Genomic DNA, 22,493 nt, shown 5'->3' on the forward strand with positions numbered 1-22,493 from the left:
ATGCGCATGGCAGATCGGAATTGCTCTTTGCAATGATCCGGCGGCTCGGCTCGGCTGGACTGACTGACTGAAGCTGCCATACAAGCTTCAACATCGCAACAAAGCAAAAAGCGCTGCAACGTTTTCGTTGCAGCGCTTTACATTTTGGGGTGGCTGATGGGGCTCGAACCCACGACAACAGGAATCACAATCCTGGACTCTACCAACTGAGCTACAGCCACCGTAGCTTTGTATTATAGCCTGGGTTTTTACGCCTCAGGCCAAATTACTCAATTTTCTGCGGCTCCTTGCGCCGCCGCATCAGGGCGAGGCGCCTTGATCTGGGCCTTGAAGCGCTGCTTGAGCAATTCGTAGTATGCGAGGCCTTCGGCGGTGGTTAGCCACTGCGCGTATTGCTGGCGCTCTTGCTGCGCGCGCTGTGCGTCGGGCGCCTGGCGAGGCACCACGCGGTTGACCTTGACCACCATGTAGCCGGCAGTCCCCAGATCCACACCCGTCCAACCTGGCAGGGCATCCGCGGGCGCACGCAGGGCAGCATCGATCACGGGGCGCGGCAGGTTTTGGGTTTGCTCGCGCGACACTTCGATGGAGGCTGCAAGGCCTGTCGCCGCAGCGGGGGTTGCCTTCCAGGCCGCCAGCTTGGCTTCGCCTTCCTTGCGCGCCAGCTCGGCCGATTTTTGGGCGATGTAGAGGGTGCGCACGCGGGCACGGACTTCCTCCAGCGGCAAGGTGCGCGCGGGGGTGTAGGTCGTCACGCGGCCTGCGACAAGCTGGCTGGGGCCCACTTCGACGGCTTCGGTATTGCGCTTGTTTTCCACCGAGTCCGAAGCGAACAGTGCCTCCAGGAACTTGGGGTTGGCCAAAGCACCCTTGGCACCAGGGGCTGGCGTGCGGGTCACACCCGTGGCAGTCTGCACCTTGAGCTTGAGCTTTTCGGCCACTGGCTGCAGGCTGTCGGCCTGCTCGTACACGGTGTTGGAGAAGGCCTCGGCCACTTCGGCAAACTTACGCTGTGCCTGCTGCTGCTTGAGCTCAGCCTCCATCGACGGGCGCAGTTCTTCGAACGTGGGCTGGCGGGGGGTTTTGATGTCAGTCAGTTGGATGATGTGGTAGCCGAAGTCGGTTTCCACCACATCGCTGATGTCACCCTTCTTCATGGCAAAGGCAGCGTCTTCGAAAGGCTTGACCATGGCGCCACGGGCAAAGAAGTTGAGGTCGCCACCGGCTGGGGCAGAGCCCGAGTCTTGCGACGATTTCTTTGCCACCTCCGCAAAGCTCGCAGGCGTCTTGCGCACCTGGGCCAGCAATTCGGTGGCCCGGGCCTTGGCCTTTTCGCGGTCTGCAGCCGGCGCATCCTTGGTGGCATTGATGAGGATGTGGCTCGCGCGACGCTCTTCCTTGGCCGTCATCCGCGCCACGTTTTCCTTGTAATACGTGCGCAGGTCGTCTTCGCTCAGGGTGATACCGGCACGCACACCGTCAAGATCCAGCACAGCATATTCCACCGCTGCCTGCTCCAGTTGCTGGAACTGCGCGGGGTGCGCCTTGTAGTAAGCCTCAAGGTCCGCATCCGTGGGCGTGACCTTGCTCGCAAAATCAGAAGCGTTGAAACGGGCCACCTGGATGTCGCGGCGCTCGTACAAGGCTCCCAGCGCAAGCTTGGTCTGGGCATCCGTGCCAAAAGCCGAGCCCATCACGCCGCCCATCACCTGGTTGACAGAGAGATCACGGCGCACATTGGCCTCAAAGCCCGCGGGCGTGAGGCCCTGGCCAGCTACCAGGGATTTATAGGCTTCGGCATCCAGCGTTCCATCGGCACGCTTGAGCCCTGCAATGGCGGGGATTTCCTCCAGGCTGCGAGCCAGGCGTGCGTCACTGGTGACGAGGTGCATTTTTTGCGCGGCTGCAGCCAGCACGCGGTCACGCACTAGGCGCTCCAGCGTGGCATAGCGCGCGCTGGGCGAATCGAGCAACTTGGGATCGACCGAAGGCGACTGCGCGCGAATGCGGTCCGTCTCCATGCGGTGGGCATTGTCCCAATCTGTCTGCTTGATGTTCTCGCCATCGACACGCGCCACCACTGGGCTCTTTTCAGAGAAGTAGTTGCTGTCGATACCCACCAGCACAAACGAAGGAATGATCAGCAAGAACAAGAAGATCATCACGATCTTGGAGTGCTTGCGGATGGATTCAAACATGGTCGATCTTTCAGAGGCAAAAAACAAAAGGCGAACTCACGTTCGCCTTTGTTCGGTGATGGTGGGTCCTGACGGTCTCGAACCGCCGACCTACTCCGTGTAAAGGAGCCGCTCTACCAACTGAGCTAAGGACCCCACCTAAACTTGATCCTCAGTTCAAGGCATCTTTCAATGCCTTGCCAGGACGGAACTTCGGAACTTTAGCAGCTTTGATTTTAATCGTAGCGCCAGTACGGGGATTGCGGCCTGTGCGGGCAGCGCGCTTGCCTACGGCGAATGTGCCAAAACCGACGAGCGATACCGTGCCGCCCTTCTTGAGAGTCTTCTTGACAGCCTCGATCGTGGATTCCAGGGCGCGAGCAGCAGCGGCCTTGGAGATGTCGGCGTTGGTAGCAATGTGCTCAATCAGTTCGGTTTTGTTCACAAGAAGCCTCTCGGAAAAGAGTTAATGAAATGTCTCGTGGATATCTGGTCTTCCCACGTCTGACGGCGCAGCCGAATGGGCTGTTGGAGAGCAGGCGGGGGAATGACTGGCATACACAGCAGTGGCTGCTGCATCAGATTAAAGCCATCGAGTTTCAGAGTGTCAATACAACACGCTATTTTGACGCAGCGTTGCGGTGAATTCTAGTCGTATTTCACCCAGCGGCAGGGCTCGCAGAATCGTTTTGTCTCATACATGTCGTATGGGCAAGATTCCGTATTGACACCCCAATCTCTGCGCCTCTCAAACGGCCGCCAGGGCGTCGGCGATAGCCCGTCCGACGTCCTGCGTGCTGGATGTTCCACCGAGGTCGGGGGTGCGCGGACCACCATTTTTGGGGTCCAGCACGGACTCAATGGCAGCCAGCACGGCATCGTGCGCAGCCCGGTAACCCAGGAAGTCGAGCATCATCGCGCCGCACCAGATTTGGCCGATGGGGTTGGCGATGCCCTGCCCTGCAATGTCGGGCGCCGAGCCGTGCACGGGCTCGAACAGCGAGGGCATGGTGCGCGTAGGATTGAGGTTGGCGCTGGGCGCAATGCCAATGGTGCCTGTGCAGGCCGGGCCCAGGTCGCTGAGGATGTCGCCAAACAGATTGCTGGCCACCACCACGTCAAAAAAATCAGGGCGCTGCACAAAGTGGGCCGTGAGGATGTCGATATGGAATTTGTCCACTTTTACATCCGGGTACGCCTTGGCCATCTCGGCCACGCGCTCGTCCCAGTAGGGCATTGTGATGGCGATACCGTTGGACTTGGTGGCGCTGGTGAGGTGTTTCTTGGGGCGTGACTGGGCCAGGTCAAAAGCAAATTTCAGCACGCGGTCCACGCCGTGGCGGGACATCACCGTCTCTTGCATCACGATCTCGCGCGGGGTGCCTTCGTACATGCGCCCGCCGATGCTGGAGTACTCACCCTCGGTGTTCTCGCGCACGATGAGCATGTCGATCTCGCCGGGCAGGCGCGGGCTGCCGTCGCGGCGCACCACGGGCGCAATCACGCCGGGCATGAGGCGCGCCGGGCGCAGGTTGATGTACTGGTCGAACTCGCGGCGAAACAGCAGCAGCGAACCCCACAGCGAGACATGGTCGGCGATCTTCTCGGGCCAGCCCACGGCACCGAAGTAGATGGCCTCGTGGCCGCCGATCTGCTCCTTCCAGTTGTCGGGCAGCATCTTGCCGTGCTTTTCGTAGTAGTCCCAGCTCGAAAAGTCGAAATGGTCGAAGTGCAGGTCGATGCCGAATCGGCGTGCAGCCGCGTCCATCACGCGCAGGCCCTCGGGCATGACTTCTTTACCGATGCCGTCACCGGCAACGACGGCAATGCGATGCTTTGCCATTCGAATGCTCCTGAAAATATAGCTGCTAGCGCTTATCCATCAAGCGCAAGAGCCCAAAAGATGTGAAATTATTTCACGCGAGCCCGGATTTCGGGCAGCGCCTTCTGCAGGTAGTACACCATCGACCAGACGGTGAGCACGGCCGATGCCCAGATGAGCCAGGTGCCCCACACGCCGGTGTCGATCACGCCGAACAGGCGCCCGTCGTACAGCAGAAAGGGGATGGCCACCATCTGCACCGTGGTCTTGACCTTGCCGATCATGTGCACGGCCACGCTTTTGCTCGCCCCGATCTGCGCCATCCATTCGCGCAGGGCAGATATGGCGATCTCGCGGCCGATGATGATGAGGGCCACGAACACGTCGGCACGCTGCAGGTGCACCAGCACCAAAAGCGATGCGCACACCAGGAACTTGTCGGCCACCGGGTCGAGGAAAGCGCCGAAGGACGAGGTCTGGTTGAGCTTGCGGGCCAGGTAGCCGTCCAGCCAGTCGGTGGCGGCAAACACCACGAACATCACGGTGGCGATCAGGTTGCGCGTGGCCGGGTCGATGGGCGCATAGAACACCCCCACGATCAAAGGTATCGCGACGATGCGCGTCCAAGTCATCAAGGTGGGGATAGTCCAGAACATGGCGGCGATTGTGTCACGGCCGCCCAGGGATTTGTGGCCCCGATGAAATAAGCCTTGTGGCCCGGCCGCCCTCACCGCAGCGCGCGGTAAATCTCCTCGGCCAGCTCGCGCGAGATACCGTCCACCGTGGCCAGGTCTTCCACGCTGGCGGCAGCCACCCCCCGCACGCCGCCAAAGCGCTGCAGCAGCCGGGCGCGCTTTTTGGGGCCTACACCGGCGATCTCTTCCAATTGCCCGCCACCCACACGCACCTTGGCCCGCGCAGCGCGCATGCCGGTGATGGCAAAGCGGTGGGCCTCGTCGCGAATCTGCGCCACCAGCATGAGCGCGGCCGAATCCTTGCCCAGGTAGACCTTTTCGCGCCCATCGGCAAACACCAATTCCTCCAGGCCCACCTTGCGGCCCTCGCCCTTCTCAACCCCCACGATGCGCGTCAGGTCCAGCCCCAGGGCGGTGAACACCTCGCGCGCCACGCCCACCTGGCCCTTGCCGCCGTCGATGAGCACCAGGTCGGGCAGGCGCGCCTGGCCCTTGGGGCGGGCCGCGGCTTGAGCCTCGGGCGACTTTGTGTAGTCAATGCCCCCCTCTTCGCGCTGGGCCTCGACCACCTTGCTGTAGCGGCGCGTGAGCACCTGGCGCATAGCGGCGTAGTCGTCGCCGCCGGTGATGCCCTCGATCTTGTAGCGGCGGTATTCGCTGCTTTGCATCTTGTGGTGATGGAACACGACGCAGGACGCCTGGGTGGATTCGCCCGCCGTGTGCGAAATGTCGAAACACTCGATGGTGAGTTGGTCCAGGTCTTCGGGCGGCAGGTCGAGCGCCTCGGCCAGCGCCCGCGTGCGGGCCTGCTGCGATCCCTCTTCGGCCAGCAGGCGGGCCAGTTGCAGGTCGGCGTTCTTTTGCGCCATGTCCAGCCAGGCGCGGCGCTGCTCGCGCGGCTGGTGGATGGCGTTTACGCGCAGGCCGCTTTGTTCGGTCAGCGCGTCGAGCAAGGCCTTGTCCACCGGCACGCTGGTCACCAGCAGCGGGGGCACGGGCACGCCGATGTAGTGCTGGGCGATGAAGGCTTCGAGCACCTGCGCCTCTATCGGCCGCGCCGGCGCGGCAGCGCCCTCCCCGCTGTCTTCTGGCTGAAAAACGGCGGCGGCGTCCTCTACATGCACCGGAAAGTACGGCCTGTCGCCCAGGTGGCGCCCGCCGCGCACCATGGCCAGGTTCACGCAGGCGCGGCCGCCCAACACGCGCACGGCCAGGATGTCCACGTCCTTGTCGTCCACGGTTTCGATGGACTGCTGGTGCAGCACGCGCGACAGCGCCTGGATCTGGTTGCGCACATCGGCGGCCTGCTCGAATTCGAGCTTGTCCGAGTGCGCCATCATGCGCGCCTCCAGCGCCTGCAAAAGCTCCTGCGTCTCGCCGCGCAGCAGCGCTTCGGCATGCGACACATCGGCCGCGTAGGCCTCGGGCGAGATCATGTCCACACAGGGCCCTGTGCAGCGCTTGATCTGGAACAACAGGCAGGGCCGCGTGCGGTTGGCAAACACCGTGTCTTCACAAGTGCGCAGCCGAAAGACCTTTTGCAGGAGCTGGATGGTTTCCTTCACCGCCCAGGCGCTGGGGTAGGGGCCGAAGTAGCGGTGCTTTTTATCGACCGCGCCCCGGTAGTAGGCCATGCGCGGAAACACCTGGCCCGGTGCATCGCCCCGCGTGTGGTTGCCGGGCGTGCCGGTGATCTTGAGATAGGGGTAGCTCTTGTCGTCGCGGAACAAGATGTTGAACTTGGGGTTCAGCGTCTTGATGAGGTTGTTTTCCAGCAGCAGCGCCTCGGCCTCGGAGCGCACCACCGTGGTCTCCATGCGCACGATCTTGCTGACCATGTGGCCGATGCGCGTGCCGCCATGGTTCTTCTGGAAATAGCTCGATACCCGGCGCTTGAGGTTGAGCGCCTTGCCCACATACAGCAGCGCATCCTGCGCGTCGAAATAGCGGTACACGCCCGGCAGCGCTGGCAGCGCAGCCACCTGCGCGAGGAGTTCTTCGGAATGCACATCAGACATGGCGCGTATTGTGGCCCTGCGCACAGTCCGACTGAATCACTATCAAATAAATAGCTGCTAGCGCTTATCCAACAAGCGCTAGCAGCCATTTTCATCAAAACACCCGAATACCCCGGATCACTCCGCCTCGATCTTCGAGGTCTTCACCACCGTGGCCCAGTTGGCCAGATCAGCTTTCACCTTGTCGCCCAACTGCTGCGGGTTCTGGTAGTCAGCCGTGGCGCCCTGCTCCTGCACCTTTTGCTGGAACGTGGGGTTCTGCACCACGGTGCGGATGTCGGCGGTGAGTTTGTCCACCACCGGCTTGGGTACGGCGGCGGGCACGAACACGGCAAACCACGAGGTGGCATCGACCTTGGGGTAGCCCGCCTCGGCGGTGGTGGGCACATCGGGCAGGCTGGGCAGGCGCTGCTTGCCGGTCACGGCCAGCACGCGCAGCTTGCCGCTGGCGATGTGGGGCATGAAGGGCGGCGCGGTGCCAAAGGTCAGGTCCACCTGGCCGCCCAGCAGGTCCTGCAGCGCGGGGCCGGTGCCTTTATAGGGCACGTGCACCATCTTGATGGCGCCCTGCTGCTCCAGCATGGCGCCGGTCACATGCTGCAGCGAGCCGTTGCCCGACGAGGCGTAGTTGAGCTTGCCGGGGTTGGCCTTGGCGTAGGCAATGAGTTCGGGCAGCGTCTTCACCGGCAGGTCGTTGCGCACCACGATGATCTGCGGGGCCGAAATGACGTTCGCCACGGGCTGGAAGTCGCCCTGCTCCCACTGCTTTGTTTTGGTGATGTGGGGCGAGATGACGTGGTAGCCCGAGTACTGCATGAGCAGTGTGTAGCCATCGGCCTCGGCACGCTTGACGATGCTGGCGGCGATGTTGCCGTTGCCGCCACCCTTGTTGTCCACCACCACCGACTGCCCCAGCACGGGCGCCAGCGCCTGGGCCAGCATGCGGGCCGAGAGGTCGGTGGTGCCGCCAGCGGCTGTGGGCACAACCATGGTCACGGTCTTGGCGGGATAGGCGCCCTGCGCCCAGGCGTTACCGCCCAGGCAGGTCGCCAGGGCGGACAGCGCCAGGGCCGTGAATTGTTTGCGGGTGGTGTTCATGATGAGATGTCTCCTGTGGATGATTCTGTAATTGATCGGCAATAGAAATCAGGCATCGGCTGCGGGCACCAGGCCTCATCGGGCCTCGGCCCGCTGGCGGATGGCGTCGAAATCGGCAGGCACCGGGTGCAGCGCCAGGCGCGGCCCGGCCTTGGCGATCTGGCTGGGAATGTCGTGGCCGATGAGCGCGGGCAGTTGCTGTGCGGCAGCCACCAGGGCGTCCAAGTCCACGCCGGTGTCGTAGCCCATCAGCGCCAGCGCATGCACGATCTCTTCGCTGCATACGTTGCCGCTGGCGCCGGGCGCATACGGGCAGCCGCCCAGCCCGCCCAGCGAGGCGTCGAACAAATCGGCGCCCGCATCGATGGCGGCCAGCACATTGGCCAGGCCCATGCCACGCGTGTTGTGGAAATGCAGGGTGAACGCCACGCCCGGCCAGCGCGCGCGGGCCGCCGCCGTGAGCTGGTGCACCTGCGTGGGGTAGGCCATGCCGGTGGTGTCGCACAGCGTGATGCCGCACACGCCCAGGTCCACAAAACGCTGCACCCAGCCGAACACGTCGGCCTGCGCGATGTCGCCCTCCATGGGGCAGCCAAACACACACGACAGCGACACGTTCACCGCCACGCTGGCACCCTGCGCCAGGGCCACCACTTGGGCCAGCGCGGCAAACGACTGCGCCTGCGTCATGCGCAGGTTGGCCAAGTTGTGTGTGGCGCTCACCGACATGACGAGGTTGAGCTCGTCCGTGCGGGCCTCGATGGCGCGCTCGGCGCCACGCAGGTTGGGCACCAGCGCGGTGTAGACGGTGCCTGGGCGGCGGGTGATCTCGCGCATCACGATCTCGGCATCTTTCAGCGCCGGGATGGCTGTGGGCGACGTGAACGAGGTCACCTCGATTTTGGCCAGGCCCGCTGCCGACAACGCATTGCACAGCGCAATCTTGTCGGCCGTGGGCACAAAAGCCTTTTCCATCTGCAGGCCGTCGCGCAGGCCGACCTCTTGCATGTGGATACGGCGGTTGCCGCCCTGCCACACGGTGTTGGGTGTACTCATTGAATCACCCCCTTGCTGCGCAGCAGTGCAATCTGCTCAGCCGTGAGGCCCGCCTCGGCCAGCACCGCCTCCGTGTCATCCCCCAGGTGCGGCGCGCTGCGGCGGATGCTGCCGGGCGTGGCTGAGAGCTTGGGCACAATGCCAGGCACTTCCACGCTGTAGCCGTCGCGTGTCTGTTGCGTGAGCAGCATGTCGCGGGCGCGGTAGTGCGGGTCTTCGGCAATGTCCTTGGCGGTATAGACCTTGCCAGCGGGCACGCGGGCGGCGCCCAGGGCGTCGAGCACCTGCTGCACGGTGCGCTGCGCGCTCCACGCGCCGATGGCGGCGTCGATCTCGTCCACGCGCGCCACGCGGCCGGTGTTGTTGGCCAGGTCGGGCGCAACGCCCAGGTCGGGACGGCCGATGGCGTCCATCAGCCGCTTGAAGATGCTGTCGCCATTGCCCGCCACCAGCACCCAGCCGTCCCGGCAGGGGTAGGCGTTGGACGGCGCGATGCCCGGCAGCGCGCTGCCCGCGGCCTCGCGCACCGCACCGAAGGCGCTGTATTCGGGGATCAGGCTTTCCATCACGTTGAACACAGCCTCATGCAGCGCCACGTCGATCACCTGGCCCTGGCCGCCGTTGACCTTGCGGTGGTACAGCGCGGTGAGCACGCCGATGGTGCCGTGTAGCGCCGCCAGCGTGTCGCCGATCGACACCCCCACGCGCACCGGCACACGGCCCGGCTCGCCCGTGAGGTGGCGCAGGCCGCCCATGGCCTCGCCAATGGCGCCAAAACCGGGCAGATCACGGTAGGGGCCGGTCTGGCCGTAGCCCGATATGCGCAGCATCACCAGGCCGGGGTTGATCGCGTGCAGCTCCTCGGGCGACATGCCCCAGCCCTCCAGCGTGCCGGGGCGAAAGTTCTCGACCAACACGTCGGCTTCGGCGATCAACTGGCGCGCAATGTCCTGGCCTTCCTTCTGGCGCAGGTCCAACGCCACCGAGCGTTTGTTGCGCGACTGCACCTGCCACCAGACAGACGTGCCCTCTTTGATGAGGCGCCAGTTGCGCAGCGGGTCGCCCGTCTCGGGCGCTTCGATCTTGATCACGTCGGCGCCAAATTCGCCCAGCGTCTTGCCGCAGAACGGCCCGGCGATGAGCTGCCCCATCTCGATGACGCGCACGCCCTGCAGTGCTGCGGGGGAAGGAATGGAATCCATGGGAATAGGTGTCTCCTGCGGGGTCTGTCGCCAGGTGGCTCAATGCACCCCAACCCGTTCACGCTGAGCTTGTCGAAGCGCTGCGCACGGCGTCGACAAGCTCAGCCCGAACGGTCTTGGGGGACTCGAAAAAGCATGAGCCCTTGGCGTATTGGCGCAAATGATGCGCACAGTCAGCCTGCCTGCAAAACGCTCATGCAACAGGCCACCATCGCAAACCGGCATGGCAAGCGGGTAGCTTGTTACCATCAATGCCCCATGAAACTCGACCCCGTCTCCCTGCGCCTGTTCGTTGCCGTGATGGAAGAAAACACCATCGCCGCTGCCGCCGCGCGCGAGCACCTGGCGGCCTCGGCGGTAAGCCGCCGCCTGGCCGACCTGGAAGAGGCCCTGCGCGTCGCCCTGTTCACCCGCAGCAACAAGGGCACCGAGCCCACGGCGGCGGCCTTTGCGCTGCTGAACCTGGCGCGCGGCGTGCTCAACGACCTGGACGGCATCGCCACCCAGATGCGCGAATACGGCACCGGCGTGCGCGGCCATGTGCGCGTGGTGGCCAACATCTCGGCCATCACGCAGTTTTTGCCCGCCCAATTGCAGAGCTTTTTGGCGCAACACCCGCAGGTGGACGTGCGGCTGCAGGAGCAGATCAGCAGCGCGATCGCCCATTCGGTGGCCGAGAATGCGGCCGACGTGGGCATCTTGAACGAAGGCCACTACGGCGAGCGCGTGGCGCTGCTGCCTTACCGCACCGACGAGCTGGTGCTGGTGGTGCCCACCGGCCACGCGCTGGCGCGGCGCAAGTCCGTGCGGCTGGCCGACGCCCTGCCCTTTGACTTTGTGGGCGCACACCCCAACAGCGCCATCAACAACCAGTTGACCCGCGCGGCCTCCGAGGCGGGCCTGCCGCTGCGCCTGCGCATGCAGGTCACCAGCTACGACGCGCTGTGCCTCATGGTCAACGCGGGCCTGGGCGTGGGCGTGTTGCCGCGCGGCAGCGCCGCGCTGTACCAGGGCACGCTCGCCATCCGCACCATCACGCTGAACGAGCCCTGGGCGCAGCGGCGGCTGGCGCTGTGTGTGCGGTCCGAAGAATCGCTCTCCAGCGTCGCCCGGCTGCTGGTGGAGCACCTGCGCGCGCAGCCGCCGGTGCCGTCGCCATGAGCCACGCCCTTCCCGCCCTGCAATGGGACGTGTTCTGCCGCGTGATCGACAACTTTGGCGACATCGGCGTGTGCTGGCGCCTGGTGGCGCAACTGGCGGGGCAAGGCCAGCGCGTGCGCCTGTGGGTGGACGACGCCTCGGCCCTGGCCTGGATGGCGCCCACGGGCTGCCCCGGCGTGGAGTTGCGCGCCTGGGGATCGCCGCCGCCCGGCCCCCACGAGCCCGCGCCCGACGTGATGGTGGAGGCTTTCGGCTGCGAAATTGCTCCTGAATTCATAGCTTATAGCACTTACCAATCAAGCGCCAGAGGCCAAAATAACCCGAAACCCGTCTGGATCAACCTGGAATACCTGTCGGCAGAGGGCTATGTGGAGCGCAACCACAAGCTGTCCTCGCTGCTCTCATCCGGCCCCGGCGCAGGCAGGACACGCTGGTTTTTTTACCCCGGCTTCACGCACAACACGGGCGGGCTGCTGCGGGAGCCCGATCTGATGGCCCGGCGCGAGGTATTTGACCGCACCGCCTGGCGCGCGGCGCACACAGCGGCTTACGGGCTGAGCGACGGCGACAGCGACGGTAACGCAGGCCAGCGCTGGGTTTCGCTGTTCTGCTACGAACCCGCCGCCCTGCCCGAGCTGCTGCACCACGCCCAGGCGCAGCCCACACAGCTGCTGGTCACGCCGGGCCGCCCCGCGGCGGCGGTGCGGGCAGCGCTGGGTGGCAACGACATTGTTTTAGACAAAAACGGCCCCCAGCGCTTGTTGGATAATCGTGAGCAGCTATCAATTTCATACCTACCCCACCGCCCGCAGCCCGCGTTTGACGAGATGCTGTGGGCCTGCGACTTGAACATGGTGCGTGGCGAGGACTCGCTGGTGCGGGCGCTCTGGGCCGGGCAGGCGCTGGTGTGGCACATCTACCCACAACACGACAACGCCCACCACGACAAACTTTGGGCGTTTCTGGACTGGCTGCAGGCCCCCGCGTCGCTGCGGCAGTTCCATGCCACCTGGAACGGGCTCAACGCCACGCCCCTGCAATGGCCCAGCGACGACACGCTGGCCGAATGGGCCGCCTGCATCGCCGCCGCCCGTGCGCGCCTGCTGACGCAGGACAACCTCGTCGCACAGCTTTTGGGCTTTGTCGCCGAAAAACGGTAAAATCCGAGGCTTTGCGCAAAACAGGTGCGGCGCTTCAGTGCCCCCACACGCGCATTCCCGCCGCGGAACATGCATCGGCACGGCGCGCCTTCTGCCTTCCCCCAAGAGAAATCAGAAAGCCACCTGCCCGCGCGTTGAGCGGCCCCAACCCAAGCAACTCGCTATGAAAATCGCTCAAGAAATCCGCGCCGGCAACGTCATCATGCACGGCAAGGACCCCATGGTGGTCCTGAAGACCGAATACGCCCGTGGCGGCCGCGGCGCCGCCACCGTGCGCATGAAGCTCAAGAGCCTGATCGGCAACTTCGGCACCGAAAACGTGTTCAAGGCCGACGACAAGATCGACAACGTGATCCTGGACAAGAAGGAGTGCACCTACTCCTACTTCGCCGACCCCATGTACGTGTGCATGGACACCGAGTTCAACCAGTACGAAGTCGAAGCCGAAAACATGGGCGACGCGCTGAACTACCTGGAAGACGGCATGGCCGTTGAAGTGGTGTTCTACGACGGCAAGGCCATCTCGGTCGAACTGCCCACCAGCGTCGAGCGCGAAATCACCTGGACGGAACCCGCCGTCAAGGGCGATACCTCCGGCAAGGTCATGAAGCCCGCCAAGATCGCCACCGGCTTCGAAGTGCCCGTGCCCCTGTTCGTCAGCCAAGGCGACAAGATCGAAATCGACACCCGCACCGGCGAATACCGCAAGCGCGTCTGAGGCTGTCGCCTCCGCCCACAAAAAAAGGCTTCCCTCGGGAAGCCTTTTTTATTGGTATTTTTGGGGTCTAGCGCTTGATGGATAAGCGCTACAAGCTATTTAAATAATAGCAAAACCCTGCACAATCACACCGGCACAGCCACCAGATCGTGCCCCTGCGTGCCCACAATGCGCGCCTTGGTGAACTCGCCCACCTTCAATTGTTTGCTGATCTTCTCGGGTGGCAGCAGATGCACCACGCCGTCGATCTCAGGCGCGTCGGCATAGCTGCGGCCCGTGCCGCCCTTGCGGCCCATGGCGGGGGCCGAGTCCACCAGCACCTGCATGGTGGCGCCCACGCGGCGCTGCAGCTTGGCGATGGACACCTCTTCGGCCACAGCCATGAAGCGGGCGCGGCGCTCTTCGCGCACCTCCACCGGCAGCATGCCGGGCAGCTCGTTGGCAGCAGCCCCGTGAACGTCGCTGTAGGCAAAACAGCCCGCACGGTCGATCTGCGCCTCACGCACAAAATCGAGCAGATGCTGGAATTCTTCTTCCGTCTCGCCAGGGAAACCCGCGATGAAAGTGCTGCGAATGACCAGCTCAGGGCAGATCTCGCGCCAGCGCTGGATGCGCTCCAGGTTGCGCTCGCCGCTGGCGGGGCGCTTCATCCGCTTCAAAACGTCGGGGTGGCTGTGCTGCAGGGGCACATCCAGGTAGGGCAACACGCGGCCTGTAGCCATGAGGGGCAGCACATCGTCCACGCTGGGGTACGGGTACACGTAGTGCAGGCGCACCCAGGCGCCATACGGCTCGGCAATCTCGCCCAGGGCCTGCACCAATTCGAGCATGCGGGTCTTGACGGGCTTGCCGTCCCAGAAGCCGGTGCGGTATTTCACGTCCACGCCATAGGCCGAGGTGTCCTGGCTGATGACCAGCAACTCTTTCACGCCGCCTTCAAACAAGGCCTTGGCCTCGCTCAGCACGTCGCCAATGGGGCGCGAGACGAGGTCGCCACGCATCGAGGGGATGATGCAGAAGGTGCAGCGGTGATTGCAGCCCTCGCTGATCTTGAGATACGCGTAGTGCTTGGGCGTGAGCTTGATGCCCGCGATGCCGAAGCCGCCGGGCACCAGGTCCACGAACGGGTCGTGCGGCTTGGGCAGGTTCAGATGGACGGCATCCATCACCTCCTGCGTGGCATGCGGGCCTGTCACGGCCAGCACGCTGGGGTGCATCTGGCGCACCATGTTGCCGCCATCCTCGCCCGCGCGCGCGCCCAGGCAGCCGGTGACGATGACCTTGCCGTTTTCGGCCAGCGCCTCGCCAATCGTGTCCAGGCTTTCCTTGACGGCATCGTCGATGAAGCCGCAGGTATTGACGATGACCAGGTCTGCGCCCTGGAAGGTCTTGGAGGTTTCGTAACCCTCAGCGCTCAGTTGCGTGAGGATGAGTTCGGAGTCGGTCAGCGCCTTGGGGCAGCCCAGGCTGACGAATCCGACTTTGGGTGTTTTCGTGGGGGAGAGTGTTTCGCTCATAACCCCGTATTGTCCCAGTTCCGGCCCTGAACCGGTGGGGTTACCCCTTTACCGCAGCATTTGCCCCGCGCCAAGCCCGCGCAACAGGTGCGAAGCATGCCAGCGCCGCCGTGCGGGGGCCACCACTACTCACCTTACGCGCGGCTCCCCCTCCTGGGGAATGCCGCACAGCGCCTCAAGAAATCATCGCTTGATCCCAAAGGCCCCCAGCATCTGCTCGGTCTGCTTTTGCATCTGCTCTTGCATTTGAGTGAGCATGGACTGCGACTGTTCCACATAGTTGCCCATCATGCCCTTGAGCATGGGCGACTGCAGGTTCACGAACTGCGCCCACATCTCGGGCGTCACGCTCTGGCTCTGTTCGGCCAGCTTGGCCTGTACGTCGGTGAAGGCCTGGACGTTTTTCTCAAGATAAGCGCCCATGAAGCCCTGCATGGCATGGCCATAGAAACGAATGATGTTGGCCAGCACGGCCTCGGTGAACATCGGCGCACCGCCCGCCTCTTCTTCCAGAATGATCTGCAGCAGGATGCTGCGCGTGAGGTCCTCCCCCGTTTTGGCATCGCGCACCACCACGTTCTGGTGGGCCATAACGAGCTGGCGTACCTCGGCCAGCGTGATGTAGGTGGAAGTGTCTGTGTCGTACAGACGGCGATTGGGGTACTTCTTGATGACACGCTGTGCCGACTTGGACGCGGCGCTTTTCTGTTCGGACACGACGAACTCCTCGGGCTCAAAACCCATGTATTGCAGTGCAGCACATTCTATGAAGAGTGCGCCATGGCGGCTGCGAAGGAATACCCTGATGGAGCGCGAACATCCCACCTTGAAACCACGACGTTCATGCTTTGCAAAACGTGGGCAGAAGAGGCTCCCAAAAAAAGACGGCCCGCACAAGGCAGGCCGAACTCTCGCACGATGCAAGAGGGAGGGACGTCATCCAGACAAGAGCCTGACGCTTGAACCTTATGGACGGCTTAAGAGCGCCCCCAGAGGCGCGCCCGTGTTGCGACCTCGGCGAGCACTGGCGATATTCGGGCAGAAAACAAAAAAGCCGCCCAATAAGGCGGCTTGATTTGTTTTTTGCTGCAATTTTTTGCAGAGATTCTTCAAATTTTCCGGGTGTTTGAAAGCTGGTTTCTTTCAAGCAGAAAATTTGGTAGGCGCGATTGGACTCGAACCAACGACCCCCACCATGTCAAGGTGGTGCTCTAACCAGCTGAGCTACGCGCCTGTCGTTGTTTAGACCACGATTATAGCCATAAAAATCAGCCCCTCTGGAAACCGACCCACAATTTGCAGAGGTGCCAGCGGCACGGCTCCTACCGCCGCCGCGCAGAACGCACGCCAGGCACCCCGGCCACAATGCCCAACACCTTGTTTAAGCGCCCCGAGTCGGCCACCTCCACGGTGAACGTCATCCAGGCCGTGCCTTTGACTGACTGAGTCTGCACGCCGATGACGTTGGTTTTTTCACGCGCGAAGACTTCCGAAATGTCACGCAGCAGGCCCTGGCGGTCGGCAGCCTCCACAGCCACATCCACCGGGTACACAGCGGCGAACGCCGCCTGCTTGGGCGCACCCCACTCCACGTCGATGACACGCTCTGCGTTGCGCGCCGCCATTTCACGGAAGTTGCTGCAGTCGGCGCGGTGCACGCTCACGCCCTTGCCGCGCGTGACGAAACCGCGGATGGTGTCGGGGGGCGCTGGCTTGCAGCACTTGGCCAGTTGGGTCATGAGCGAATCGAGCCCCACCACCAGCACCCCGCCCTTGGGGGCAGAGTCGTTGCTGCGCGTCTTTTTGAGCAGCAGGTAGTCGTCGGGCTCCATCACGGGCTCGGGCGGGCGCAGCACCGTTTCGATGTTGCGCAGCGAAAACTCATCCTTGCCCACCACCTCGAACAATGCATCGGCTGACTTGAAGCCCAGTTGCACGGCCAAGTCGTCGAGTTTGATCGCGGTCTTGCCTTCGCGCTGCAGCAGCTTTTCCACCGCCTCGCGGCCACGGGCCACGGTTTCGTGGGTGGCCTGGGCGTTGAACCAGGCGCGCACCTTGGCCTTGGCGCGGTGGCTGGTGAGATAACCCAGCTCGGCATTGAGCCAGTCGCGCGATGGGCGCCCCTCCTTGACGGTGGAGATTTCCACCGTCTGCCCGTTTTGCAGAGGTGTGTTCAATGGCACCATGGTGCCATCGACCTTGGCGCCCCGACACCGATGGCCCAGGCTCGTGTGTACGGCGTAGGCAAAGTCCACAGGGGTGGCCCCTTGGGGCAACTCCACCACCGCGGCATCAGGCGTCAGCACATAGATGCGGTCTTCAAACAGGCCACGGTTGGGCGCAGCCCCTGCCAGGTCGCGCTCCCAAGCCAGCAATTGGCGCAGCACGGCAATCTTGGCATCGTATTCACCGGAAGCCGACACGCCCGCATAACCTTTGGCGCCCGCCTCTTTGTAGGCCCAATGCGCCGCCACGCCATGCTCTGCATGTTCGTGCATGGCCTGGGTGCGGATCTGGATCTCGATGGGCTTGCCTTGGTCATCGCGCACGATGGTGTGCAACGACTGATAGCCATTGGCCTTGGGCTTTGCGATGTAGTCGTCAAACTCTTCCACGATGGGTTTGAACTGCTCATGCACCCAACTCAGGGCTGCATAGCAATCCTTCACCGTAGGCACCACCACGCGCAGCGCACGGATGTCGAACACCTGGTCGAAGTTGAGCGATTTGCCGCGCATCTTTTTGACGATGCTGTAGATGTGCTTGGGGCGCCCTTGCACACTGGCGCTGATGCTGCGCCCGCGCAGGTCCGACTCAAGCCGGGCGCGCAACTGCTCCATGTACACCTCGCGCTCGCCACGCTTTTCATCGAGCAGGCTGGCCACCTCCTTGTAGGTGTCGGGCTCCAGAAAGCGGAAGGATAGGTCCTCCAGCTCCCATTTCACCTGCCAGATGCCCAGGCGGTTGGCCAGCGGCGCAAACACCTGCAGCGATTCGCGTGCCAGGCTGGGCGACACGGGGCGTTTGCTGGCCGCATGAAAGCGCAGCGTTTGCAGGCGCGATGCAAGGCGCAGCATCACCACACGCAGGTCGCGCGAGAAGGCGAGCAGCATCTTGCGCACGTTCTCGGTCTGCACGGCAGGGTCGTCCAGATGCTCGGCGGTGCGGGCCTGCTGCTGCACGCGCATGAGCTTGGTGGTCTCCACCGCCAGCGCCGCAAAATTTCCGCCAAAGGCCTTGGCGATGACCTCCTCGGGCTTGTTGAGGTGAATACAGGCATACACCAGATAACTGGCAGCCTGCATGGCTTCCGAACCGCCAATACCTTTGAGAATGACAGCCACGGCATCCGCATGGGCCAGCGTGTTTTCGCCGGAGTCCAGGGTTTCGCCCGCCATCAGGGGCTCAGCAAAAGCACGCGCGCGCACTAGCGCATCCGCCTGCTCTGGAAGAGCGTTTGCCGTGGCGGCAATGAGCTGCGGAACGGTGTCGGTTTGAAGAGGAAGAGGCGCCAGTGCGAGAGGGTTGGTTTTCATCCGGCGACAACACCTTCCGCCGCCAGCAGGAACTCCATGACGACAGCGACCTGATCTGCCGCAATCAAGGTGGGCGCATGCCCGACACCTTCAAACTCAATCACCCGCGCCTGTGGACCACGCTGCGCCATGGCCTGCGCAGTCGCCCGCGAGAGCAGGTCCGACTGCGCACCACGCAACAGCAGCGTGCGCGCCGTGATGTGGTCATACAACTGCCACAGCGCAACCTCTCCCGCCGCCGCGGCTTCCTGGGTCAAGGCCTTGAACGGGACGGCAATGGCGGGGTCGTAATGCAGCGTGATGCCGCCACCCGCCGATTCGGGCAGTGGGCGCACCATGGCCCGCGACAGTTCCAGCCACTGTGCGGGCGTGTGCGGACCAAAACTGGTGGAGACAGCCCACATGGCGTCGGCCGCCTGCTGCAATGACTCAAACCGCACCGGTTGCCCAAAGTACTGGCCGATGCGCTGCAGCGCCTCCCATTGGATGACGGGGCCCACATCGTTAAGCACCAGCCTGCGCACTGGCACCGGCAAAGGCAGCCCCGGCTGGCCGACAACGCCCATGCCAATGAGTCCGCCCATGCTGGTGCCCACCCAGTCCAGCGTGTGGATGGGGGCTTGCCGATGCAGCTGTGCCAGCAAAGCCAACATGTCGGCGGCGTACTGCGGAATCTGGTAGCCCATCGGGTCGGCCAGCCAGTCGCTCTGGCCGCGCCCGGCCACGTCGGGGCAGATCACCCGTGCATGCGGGCTCAGCGCGCGGGCCAGGGTGTCGAAGTCGCGCCCCTGGCGCGAGAGGCCATGCACGCAGACCACCACATGCGGATGTGCCGGGTTGCCCGTGGCATTCCACTCCCAATAGGCCATTCGGTGCTGCTGGGCCGCCTCGGGTTCGGCATCCGAAGATGCCGGGGAGGCCGCAGGGCCGGGGCACAGTACGTAGTTCAGCGTAGGTTCATTCATGGGTGCGAAATCCGGGATCAGCGCTCGATAATGCGGAGGGAAGCCAATACGCGTCGCTACGCCATGCATGTCGGCTTTCCCTTGCGTGGCATCGTAATTCATTCGGAGAGACTCTCATGCTGAAAGGCAAAACCGCCCTCGTCACCGGCTCCACCAGTGGCATCGGCCTTGGAATCGCAAAGGCCCTGGCCCGCCAAGGCGCCAATATCGTGCTCAACGGCTTTGGCGACGTGGAGGCGCCCCGCGCCGAAGTGCTGGCCGCTGGCGCAGCGGCTGGCGCCCAGGTCGCCTACCACGGCGCCGACATGAGCCGTGTTGCCGACATCGAAGACATGATGAAGTACAGCGCCGCACAGTTTGGGCGCGTGGACATTCTGGTGAACAACGCCGGTATCCAGCATGTCGCCAATGTGGAAGACTTTCCCGTGGAGCGCTGGGATGCGGTGATCGCCATCAACCTGACCAGCGCATTCCACACCTCGCGCTTGGCGCTGCCCGCAATGAAAAGTGCCAACTGGGGCCGCATCATCAACGTGGCCTCCGTGCACGGCCTGGTGGGGTCGGCGCAAAAATCTGCCTATGTGGCAGCCAAACATGGCATCGTGGGACTGACCAAGGTAACGGCGCTGGAAAGCGCCACCACGGGCGTCACCTGCAACGCCATCTGCCCTGGCTGGGTGCTCACACCCCTGGTTCAAAAGCAGGTGGATGCAAAAGCTGCTGAACGCGGCTTGTCAAACGAAGACGCCAAAAAACTATTGCTGGGCGAAAAAGAGCCCTCCATGCAGTTCACCACGCCTGAAGAATTGGGCGAGTTGGCGGTGTTCTTCTGCTCCCCCGCCGCCAACAATGTGCGTGGTGTGGCGTGGAACATGGATGGCGGCTGGGCCGCGCAGTAAAGCAAGCGCCGCTTCGCGCATACCGTCTTGCCTGCGCAGCACAGGCAAGACGGGGCACGCCCTGGCCTTCTCCCCACAAAAGGCAGAGAAACTTTCTAGAATGGCATAGCCTTTCAGGAAGACCTCGGGGTAGGCTGTACCGGCTTGCAGGCTCCTGGACCGCATCCCTGACCCGGGAGGAAATCCACGATGTCTGCAGCTCTGTTTGCCGCCATGTTCTTTACCGTGGCGCTGCTCGTTACCACGGGCTACTTCATCATGGGCTCCATCCCGCTGCTGGTGCTCAAGCACGACACACCGCTGGACGCCCGTTTTGTGCGCGGTTTTTTCCATGTTTACTATGTCTGCGCTTTTGTGGCGGCAACGGCCACTGCGATCAGCTTCGCGCTGGCAGGCTATCCTGGCATAGCGGCAGGCGCTGCAGCACTGGCCTTGATTGCCATCGTGTTGCGCCGCCAGATCATCCCCAAGATGGATGCTCTCGGGGTACAAATCCAGTCCAACTACCTGGATGCGATTCCGGGGTTCCGCAAAACCCACATCATTGCGATCCTGATCAACCTGGCCCAACTCGCGGCGATCGTGTGGGGGCTGATTGCCTTCAGCAAGCCATAGGGCGGCACACGCATGCCGCTTCTTCGCGTGCCCGGCCCTTCACGGCATTCGTATCGCGCACCGGCGGCAAACCAAACAGACGGCCGTACTCGCGCGTGAATTGGGGAACGCTCTCATAACCCACGGCACAGGCCGCGCTGCCAGCGCTGGCGCCTTCCGACTGCATGAGCCTCCGCGCCTCAAGCAGGCGCAACTGTTTTTGGAACTGCAGGGGAGAGAGGGATGTCTCGGCCTTGAAATGCTGGTGAAAAGATGACGGGCTCATGCCTGCCAGTGCGGCCAGGCTTTCCACCGGCAGGGGCTGTGCGAAGTCGGTGCGCAGCACAGCCACAGCGCGCGCCACGCGCTGGGCGTGGCTGCCCGGCCACCCCAGGCGGCGGATAGCGGCGCCATGCCGTCCGGCCAACAACCAGTAGTGCAACTCGCGCACCAGGGACGCCTGGAGCAAGGGCACGGCCTCGGGACGCTCCAGCAAACGCACAAGGCGCAGGGCCACATCAGCCACCTCAGCATCGGTAGAGTCCACGCGCACGGGGACATGGCCGCCCAGGGAGACCACCCCCATCTGGGCCGACAGATCAGCGATCACCGGCAGGTTCAACTCCAGCGTGACAGAAAGGTACGGCTCGGCCGCGCTGGCGTGCGTGATCTGGCTGGCCATGGGCACATCCGCCGTGACCAGCAGCGACTCCCCCGCCGCCGCCGCGAAGGCCCGCCCTCCCGCCGTCACTTGTTTGCCGCCCTGCAGCACCAGGCAAATATGGGGCGGAGTGATGGCGGACCGCAAACCACCGGGCTCGGTGGCACGCTCTGCACTCAACCCGGAAATGGGCGTCTGCACCACGCTATCCCGGTGAATAAGGGATTCGGCATACCGGCTCACAGCCTGAGACAAAGGGGTTGTCATGCTCTCTAGCGTATCGCTTTGCAGGCGTTTTGGCATTGATTTTAGAGAATTAGGCAAGGCCAAATACCTCTTCTGCAAACCACTCCACCCCTCCTATCGCTGCCCAAGCCGGCCTACAAGGCACAAGCAACCGCTGGGATGGGCGAGAAGAAGGATCAGATACCGGGCAAACCGGGCCAACAGGCGTTTGGAGCCAAGGCCAAGAAAACAGCCTGCTGCCGACACTGCCTCAGCGCATCTGCACAGAGCCCGAAACGGTCACGATCACCTGTGCCTTGCCCGCCTCCACCGGCACGGCCGAGTCAGAGAACGAACCGGACTTGGCCTCCATGGCCATCATGCGCGGACGGGGACCTGGCGACATCTCATTGCTGTTCACCGCCACTTCGCGCAGGCTGTAGTTGGCAAAACCGAAGCCCTTGGCCAATTCGGCTGCACGGGCCTTGAACTGGTCGATGGCCTGGGTCTGCGCCTCGCTCTCCACCTTGGCCCGCGCCTCGCGCGAGAGCGCAAACGCCACCTGGCTGATGGTCATCGACGAAATCTTGCCAGCGGTGGCCGTGATGCGCGCAAAGTCACGCCCTTCCATCACCAACTCGGCACGGCCCTGCCAACCGCTGATCTTGCCGTCCTTCGCATAGCGCGGGTACAGCCCGAAAGGCCCTGTGCGCACGTCCAACTGGCCAGGCTGCGCATTGCGCTTGGCCTCAGCCAGGGCGGCATCAAGCGCCTGCTTGAGCTGGGTTTGCACGCCAGCGGCATCCGGGCCGTCCTTGCTGGCCGAGAGGGTGACCACCAGCAAGTCCTGCTGCGCCTCCACAGTGCCCGTCGCTGTCAGTTGCACCACGTTGCGCAGTTCCTGCGGAGCCGCGCCCTGCGCCATGGCGGCGCCAGCGCCTGCCAGCAAGGCAGCGGTAACGATCAAACGGGACGTGATTTTCATGGTG

At 63.6% G+C, this 22,493-nt stretch carries 19 protein-coding genes and 3 tRNA genes; 5 read left to right on the forward strand and 17 right to left on the reverse strand.

The features are described 5' to 3' along the window. Nucleotides 1-145: 145 nt before the first annotated feature. From Q0105_RS10430 to Q0105_RS10475, 10 genes are all read right to left on the reverse strand, one after another. A tRNA-His gene (locus Q0105_RS10430) sits at nucleotides 146-221 on the reverse strand. Between the two features lie 48 nt (nucleotides 222-269). After that, a complete protein-coding gene (locus Q0105_RS10435) occupies nucleotides 270-2,198 on the reverse strand; it encodes a SurA N-terminal domain-containing protein (protein WP_298211464.1) in 1,929 nt (642 codons plus the stop codon). A 59-nt stretch (nucleotides 2,199-2,257) separates the two neighbouring features. Then, nucleotides 2,258-2,333, reverse strand: a tRNA-Val gene (locus Q0105_RS10440). A gap of 16 nt (nucleotides 2,334-2,349) precedes the next feature. After that, on the reverse strand, nucleotides 2,350-2,622 hold the full coding sequence (locus tag Q0105_RS10445; RefSeq protein ID WP_008906675.1) for an HU family DNA-binding protein: 273 nt from the start codon (nucleotides 2,620-2,622) through the stop codon (nucleotides 2,350-2,352). A 303-nt stretch (nucleotides 2,623-2,925) separates the two neighbouring features. Then, nucleotides 2,926-4,020, reverse strand: coding sequence for a tartrate dehydrogenase (locus Q0105_RS10450; protein ID WP_298211469.1), 1,095 nt, complete (start codon nucleotides 4,018-4,020; stop codon nucleotides 2,926-2,928). A 68-nt stretch (nucleotides 4,021-4,088) separates the two neighbouring features. Beyond that, on the reverse strand, nucleotides 4,089-4,655 hold the full coding sequence (pgsA, locus tag Q0105_RS10455) for a CDP-diacylglycerol--glycerol-3-phosphate 3-phosphatidyltransferase (protein ID WP_298211471.1): 567 nt from the start codon (nucleotides 4,653-4,655) through the stop codon (nucleotides 4,089-4,091). Nucleotides 4,656-4,726: 71 nt separating this feature from the next. After that, nucleotides 4,727-6,712, reverse strand: coding sequence for an excinuclease ABC subunit UvrC (gene uvrC / locus Q0105_RS10460; RefSeq protein WP_298211473.1), 1,986 nt, complete (start codon nucleotides 6,710-6,712; stop codon nucleotides 4,727-4,729). A 117-nt stretch (nucleotides 6,713-6,829) separates the two neighbouring features. Continuing rightward, nucleotides 6,830-7,810 (reverse strand): tripartite tricarboxylate transporter substrate binding protein, encoded by a 981-nt coding sequence (locus Q0105_RS10465; protein WP_298211475.1) that lies wholly within the window; start codon nucleotides 7,808-7,810, stop codon nucleotides 6,830-6,832. A gap of 75 nt (nucleotides 7,811-7,885) precedes the next feature. Continuing rightward, entirely contained in the window at nucleotides 7,886-8,866 is a 981-nt protein-coding gene (locus tag Q0105_RS10470) for a hydroxymethylglutaryl-CoA lyase (protein ID WP_298211477.1), read from the reverse strand. Further along, nucleotides 8,863-10,068 carry a CoA transferase gene (locus Q0105_RS10475; protein WP_298211479.1) on the reverse strand — a complete coding sequence of 402 codons (1,206 nt, stop codon included), beginning with the start codon at nucleotides 10,066-10,068 and terminating at the stop codon, nucleotides 8,863-8,865. Before Q0105_RS10475 ends, Q0105_RS10470 begins: the two co-directional genes overlap by 4 nt. 258 nt (nucleotides 10,069-10,326) lie before the next feature. On the opposite strand from Q0105_RS10475, the gene Q0105_RS10480 reads away from it, so the two are divergent. The 3 genes from Q0105_RS10480 (at nucleotide 10,327) to efp (ending at nucleotide 13,107) form a co-directional block, all read left to right on the forward strand. Beyond that, nucleotides 10,327-11,229: a LysR family transcriptional regulator gene (locus Q0105_RS10480; protein WP_298211481.1), complete on the forward strand. Its 903-nt coding sequence runs from the start codon at nucleotides 10,327-10,329 to the stop codon at nucleotides 11,227-11,229. After that, nucleotides 11,226-12,389 (forward strand): elongation factor P maturation arginine rhamnosyltransferase EarP, encoded by a 1,164-nt coding sequence (earP, locus tag Q0105_RS10485; RefSeq protein WP_298211483.1) that lies wholly within the window; start codon nucleotides 11,226-11,228, stop codon nucleotides 12,387-12,389. Before Q0105_RS10480 ends, earP begins: the two co-directional genes overlap by 4 nt. A gap of 163 nt (nucleotides 12,390-12,552) precedes the next feature. Then, nucleotides 12,553-13,107, forward strand: a complete 555-nt coding sequence (gene efp / locus Q0105_RS10490; RefSeq protein WP_298211485.1) for an elongation factor P — start codon at nucleotides 12,553-12,555, stop codon at nucleotides 13,105-13,107. A gap of 125 nt (nucleotides 13,108-13,232) precedes the next feature. Here efp and rimO read toward each other — a convergent pair whose 3' ends face one another. The 5 genes from rimO to Q0105_RS10515 form a co-directional block, all read right to left on the reverse strand. Further along, a complete protein-coding gene (rimO, locus tag Q0105_RS10495) occupies nucleotides 13,233-14,624 on the reverse strand; it encodes a 30S ribosomal protein S12 methylthiotransferase RimO (protein ID WP_298211487.1) in 1,392 nt (463 codons plus the stop codon). 183 nt (nucleotides 14,625-14,807) lie between these two features. Next, complete coding sequence (phaR, locus tag Q0105_RS10500; protein ID WP_298211489.1) at nucleotides 14,808-15,368, reverse strand: polyhydroxyalkanoate synthesis repressor PhaR; 561 nt, start codon at nucleotides 15,366-15,368, stop codon at nucleotides 14,808-14,810. Between the two features lie 413 nt (nucleotides 15,369-15,781). Beyond that, a tRNA-Val gene (locus tag Q0105_RS10505) sits at nucleotides 15,782-15,858 on the reverse strand. A gap of 88 nt (nucleotides 15,859-15,946) precedes the next feature. Then, nucleotides 15,947-18,160 carry a bifunctional (p)ppGpp synthetase/guanosine-3',5'-bis(diphosphate) 3'-pyrophosphohydrolase gene (locus tag Q0105_RS10510; RefSeq protein WP_298211491.1) on the reverse strand — a complete coding sequence of 738 codons (2,214 nt, stop codon included), beginning with the start codon at nucleotides 18,158-18,160 and terminating at the stop codon, nucleotides 15,947-15,949. Further along, nucleotides 18,157-19,125, reverse strand: a complete 969-nt coding sequence (locus Q0105_RS10515; RefSeq protein WP_298211494.1) for an alpha/beta hydrolase — start codon at nucleotides 19,123-19,125, stop codon at nucleotides 18,157-18,159. The genes Q0105_RS10510 and Q0105_RS10515 overlap by 4 nt, the downstream gene beginning before the upstream one ends. A 116-nt stretch (nucleotides 19,126-19,241) precedes the next feature. On the opposite strand from Q0105_RS10515, the gene Q0105_RS10520 reads away from it, so the two are divergent. Together Q0105_RS10520 and Q0105_RS10525 are read left to right on the forward strand one after the other, a co-directional pair. Continuing rightward, nucleotides 19,242-20,024 carry a 3-hydroxybutyrate dehydrogenase gene (locus Q0105_RS10520; RefSeq protein ID WP_298211496.1) on the forward strand — a complete coding sequence of 261 codons (783 nt, stop codon included), beginning with the start codon at nucleotides 19,242-19,244 and terminating at the stop codon, nucleotides 20,022-20,024. A gap of 189 nt (nucleotides 20,025-20,213) precedes the next feature. Further along, entirely contained in the window at nucleotides 20,214-20,639 is a 426-nt protein-coding gene (locus tag Q0105_RS10525; RefSeq protein WP_298211498.1) for a hypothetical protein, read from the forward strand. On the opposite strand, the gene Q0105_RS10530 is transcribed toward Q0105_RS10525, so the two are convergent. Continuing rightward, entirely contained in the window at nucleotides 20,626-21,546 is a 921-nt protein-coding gene (locus Q0105_RS10530) for an AraC family transcriptional regulator (protein ID WP_298211500.1), read from the reverse strand. The genes Q0105_RS10525 and Q0105_RS10530 overlap by 14 nt on opposite strands. Before the next feature lie 229 nt (nucleotides 21,547-21,775). Next, nucleotides 21,776-22,489 carry an SIMPL domain-containing protein gene (locus Q0105_RS10535; protein ID WP_298211502.1) on the reverse strand — a complete coding sequence of 238 codons (714 nt, stop codon included), beginning with the start codon at nucleotides 22,487-22,489 and terminating at the stop codon, nucleotides 21,776-21,778. Nucleotides 22,490-22,493 lie beyond the last annotated feature (4 nt).

Origin of the sequence: Acidovorax sp. (genome assembly GCF_027492855.1) — a bacterium.
GTDB lineage: Bacteria > Pseudomonadota > Gammaproteobacteria > Burkholderiales > Burkholderiaceae_C > Acidovorax.

Bases quoted from the DNA above. Each gene is read 5' to 3' on its own strand.
- Q0105_RS10480 (WP_298211481.1), top strand. From the start codon at position 10,327: ATGAAACTCGACCCCGTCTCCCTGCGCCTGTTCGTTGCCGTGATGGAA.
- Q0105_RS10450 (WP_298211469.1), bottom strand. From the start codon at position 4,020: ATGGCAAAGCATCGCATTGCCGTCGTTGCCGGTGACGGCATCGGTAAA.
- phaR (WP_298211489.1), bottom strand. From the start codon at position 15,368: ATGGGTTTTGAGCCCGAGGAGTTCGTCGTGTCCGAACAGAAAAGCGCC.
- pgsA (WP_298211471.1), bottom strand. From the start codon at position 4,655: ATGTTCTGGACTATCCCCACCTTGATGACTTGGACGCGCATCGTCGCG.
- earP (WP_298211483.1), top strand. From the start codon at position 11,226: ATGAGCCACGCCCTTCCCGCCCTGCAATGGGACGTGTTCTGCCGCGTG.
- Q0105_RS10470 (WP_298211477.1), bottom strand. From the start codon at position 8,866: ATGAGTACACCCAACACCGTGTGGCAGGGCGGCAACCGCCGTATCCAC.
- Q0105_RS10535 (WP_298211502.1), bottom strand. From the start codon at position 22,489: ATGAAAATCACGTCCCGTTTGATCGTTACCGCTGCCTTGCTGGCAGGC.
- Q0105_RS10465 (WP_298211475.1), bottom strand. From the start codon at position 7,810: ATGAACACCACCCGCAAACAATTCACGGCCCTGGCGCTGTCCGCCCTG.
- Q0105_RS10435 (WP_298211464.1), bottom strand. From the start codon at position 2,198: ATGTTTGAATCCATCCGCAAGCACTCCAAGATCGTGATGATCTTCTTG.
- Q0105_RS10510 (WP_298211491.1), bottom strand. From the start codon at position 18,160: ATGAAAACCAACCCTCTCGCACTGGCGCCTCTTCCTCTTCAAACCGAC.
- efp (WP_298211485.1), top strand. From the start codon at position 12,553: ATGAAAATCGCTCAAGAAATCCGCGCCGGCAACGTCATCATGCACGGC.
- Q0105_RS10520 (WP_298211496.1), top strand. From the start codon at position 19,242: ATGCTGAAAGGCAAAACCGCCCTCGTCACCGGCTCCACCAGTGGCATC.
- uvrC (WP_298211473.1), bottom strand. From the start codon at position 6,712: ATGTCTGATGTGCATTCCGAAGAACTCCTCGCGCAGGTGGCTGCGCTG.
- Q0105_RS10515 (WP_298211494.1), bottom strand. From the start codon at position 19,125: ATGAATGAACCTACGCTGAACTACGTACTGTGCCCCGGCCCTGCGGCC.
- Q0105_RS10530 (WP_298211500.1), bottom strand. From the start codon at position 21,546: ATGACAACCCCTTTGTCTCAGGCTGTGAGCCGGTATGCCGAATCCCTT.
- Q0105_RS10525 (WP_298211498.1), top strand. From the start codon at position 20,214: ATGTCTGCAGCTCTGTTTGCCGCCATGTTCTTTACCGTGGCGCTGCTC.
- rimO (WP_298211487.1), bottom strand. From the start codon at position 14,624: ATGAGCGAAACACTCTCCCCCACGAAAACACCCAAAGTCGGATTCGTC.
- Q0105_RS10475 (WP_298211479.1), bottom strand. From the start codon at position 10,068: ATGGATTCCATTCCTTCCCCCGCAGCACTGCAGGGCGTGCGCGTCATC.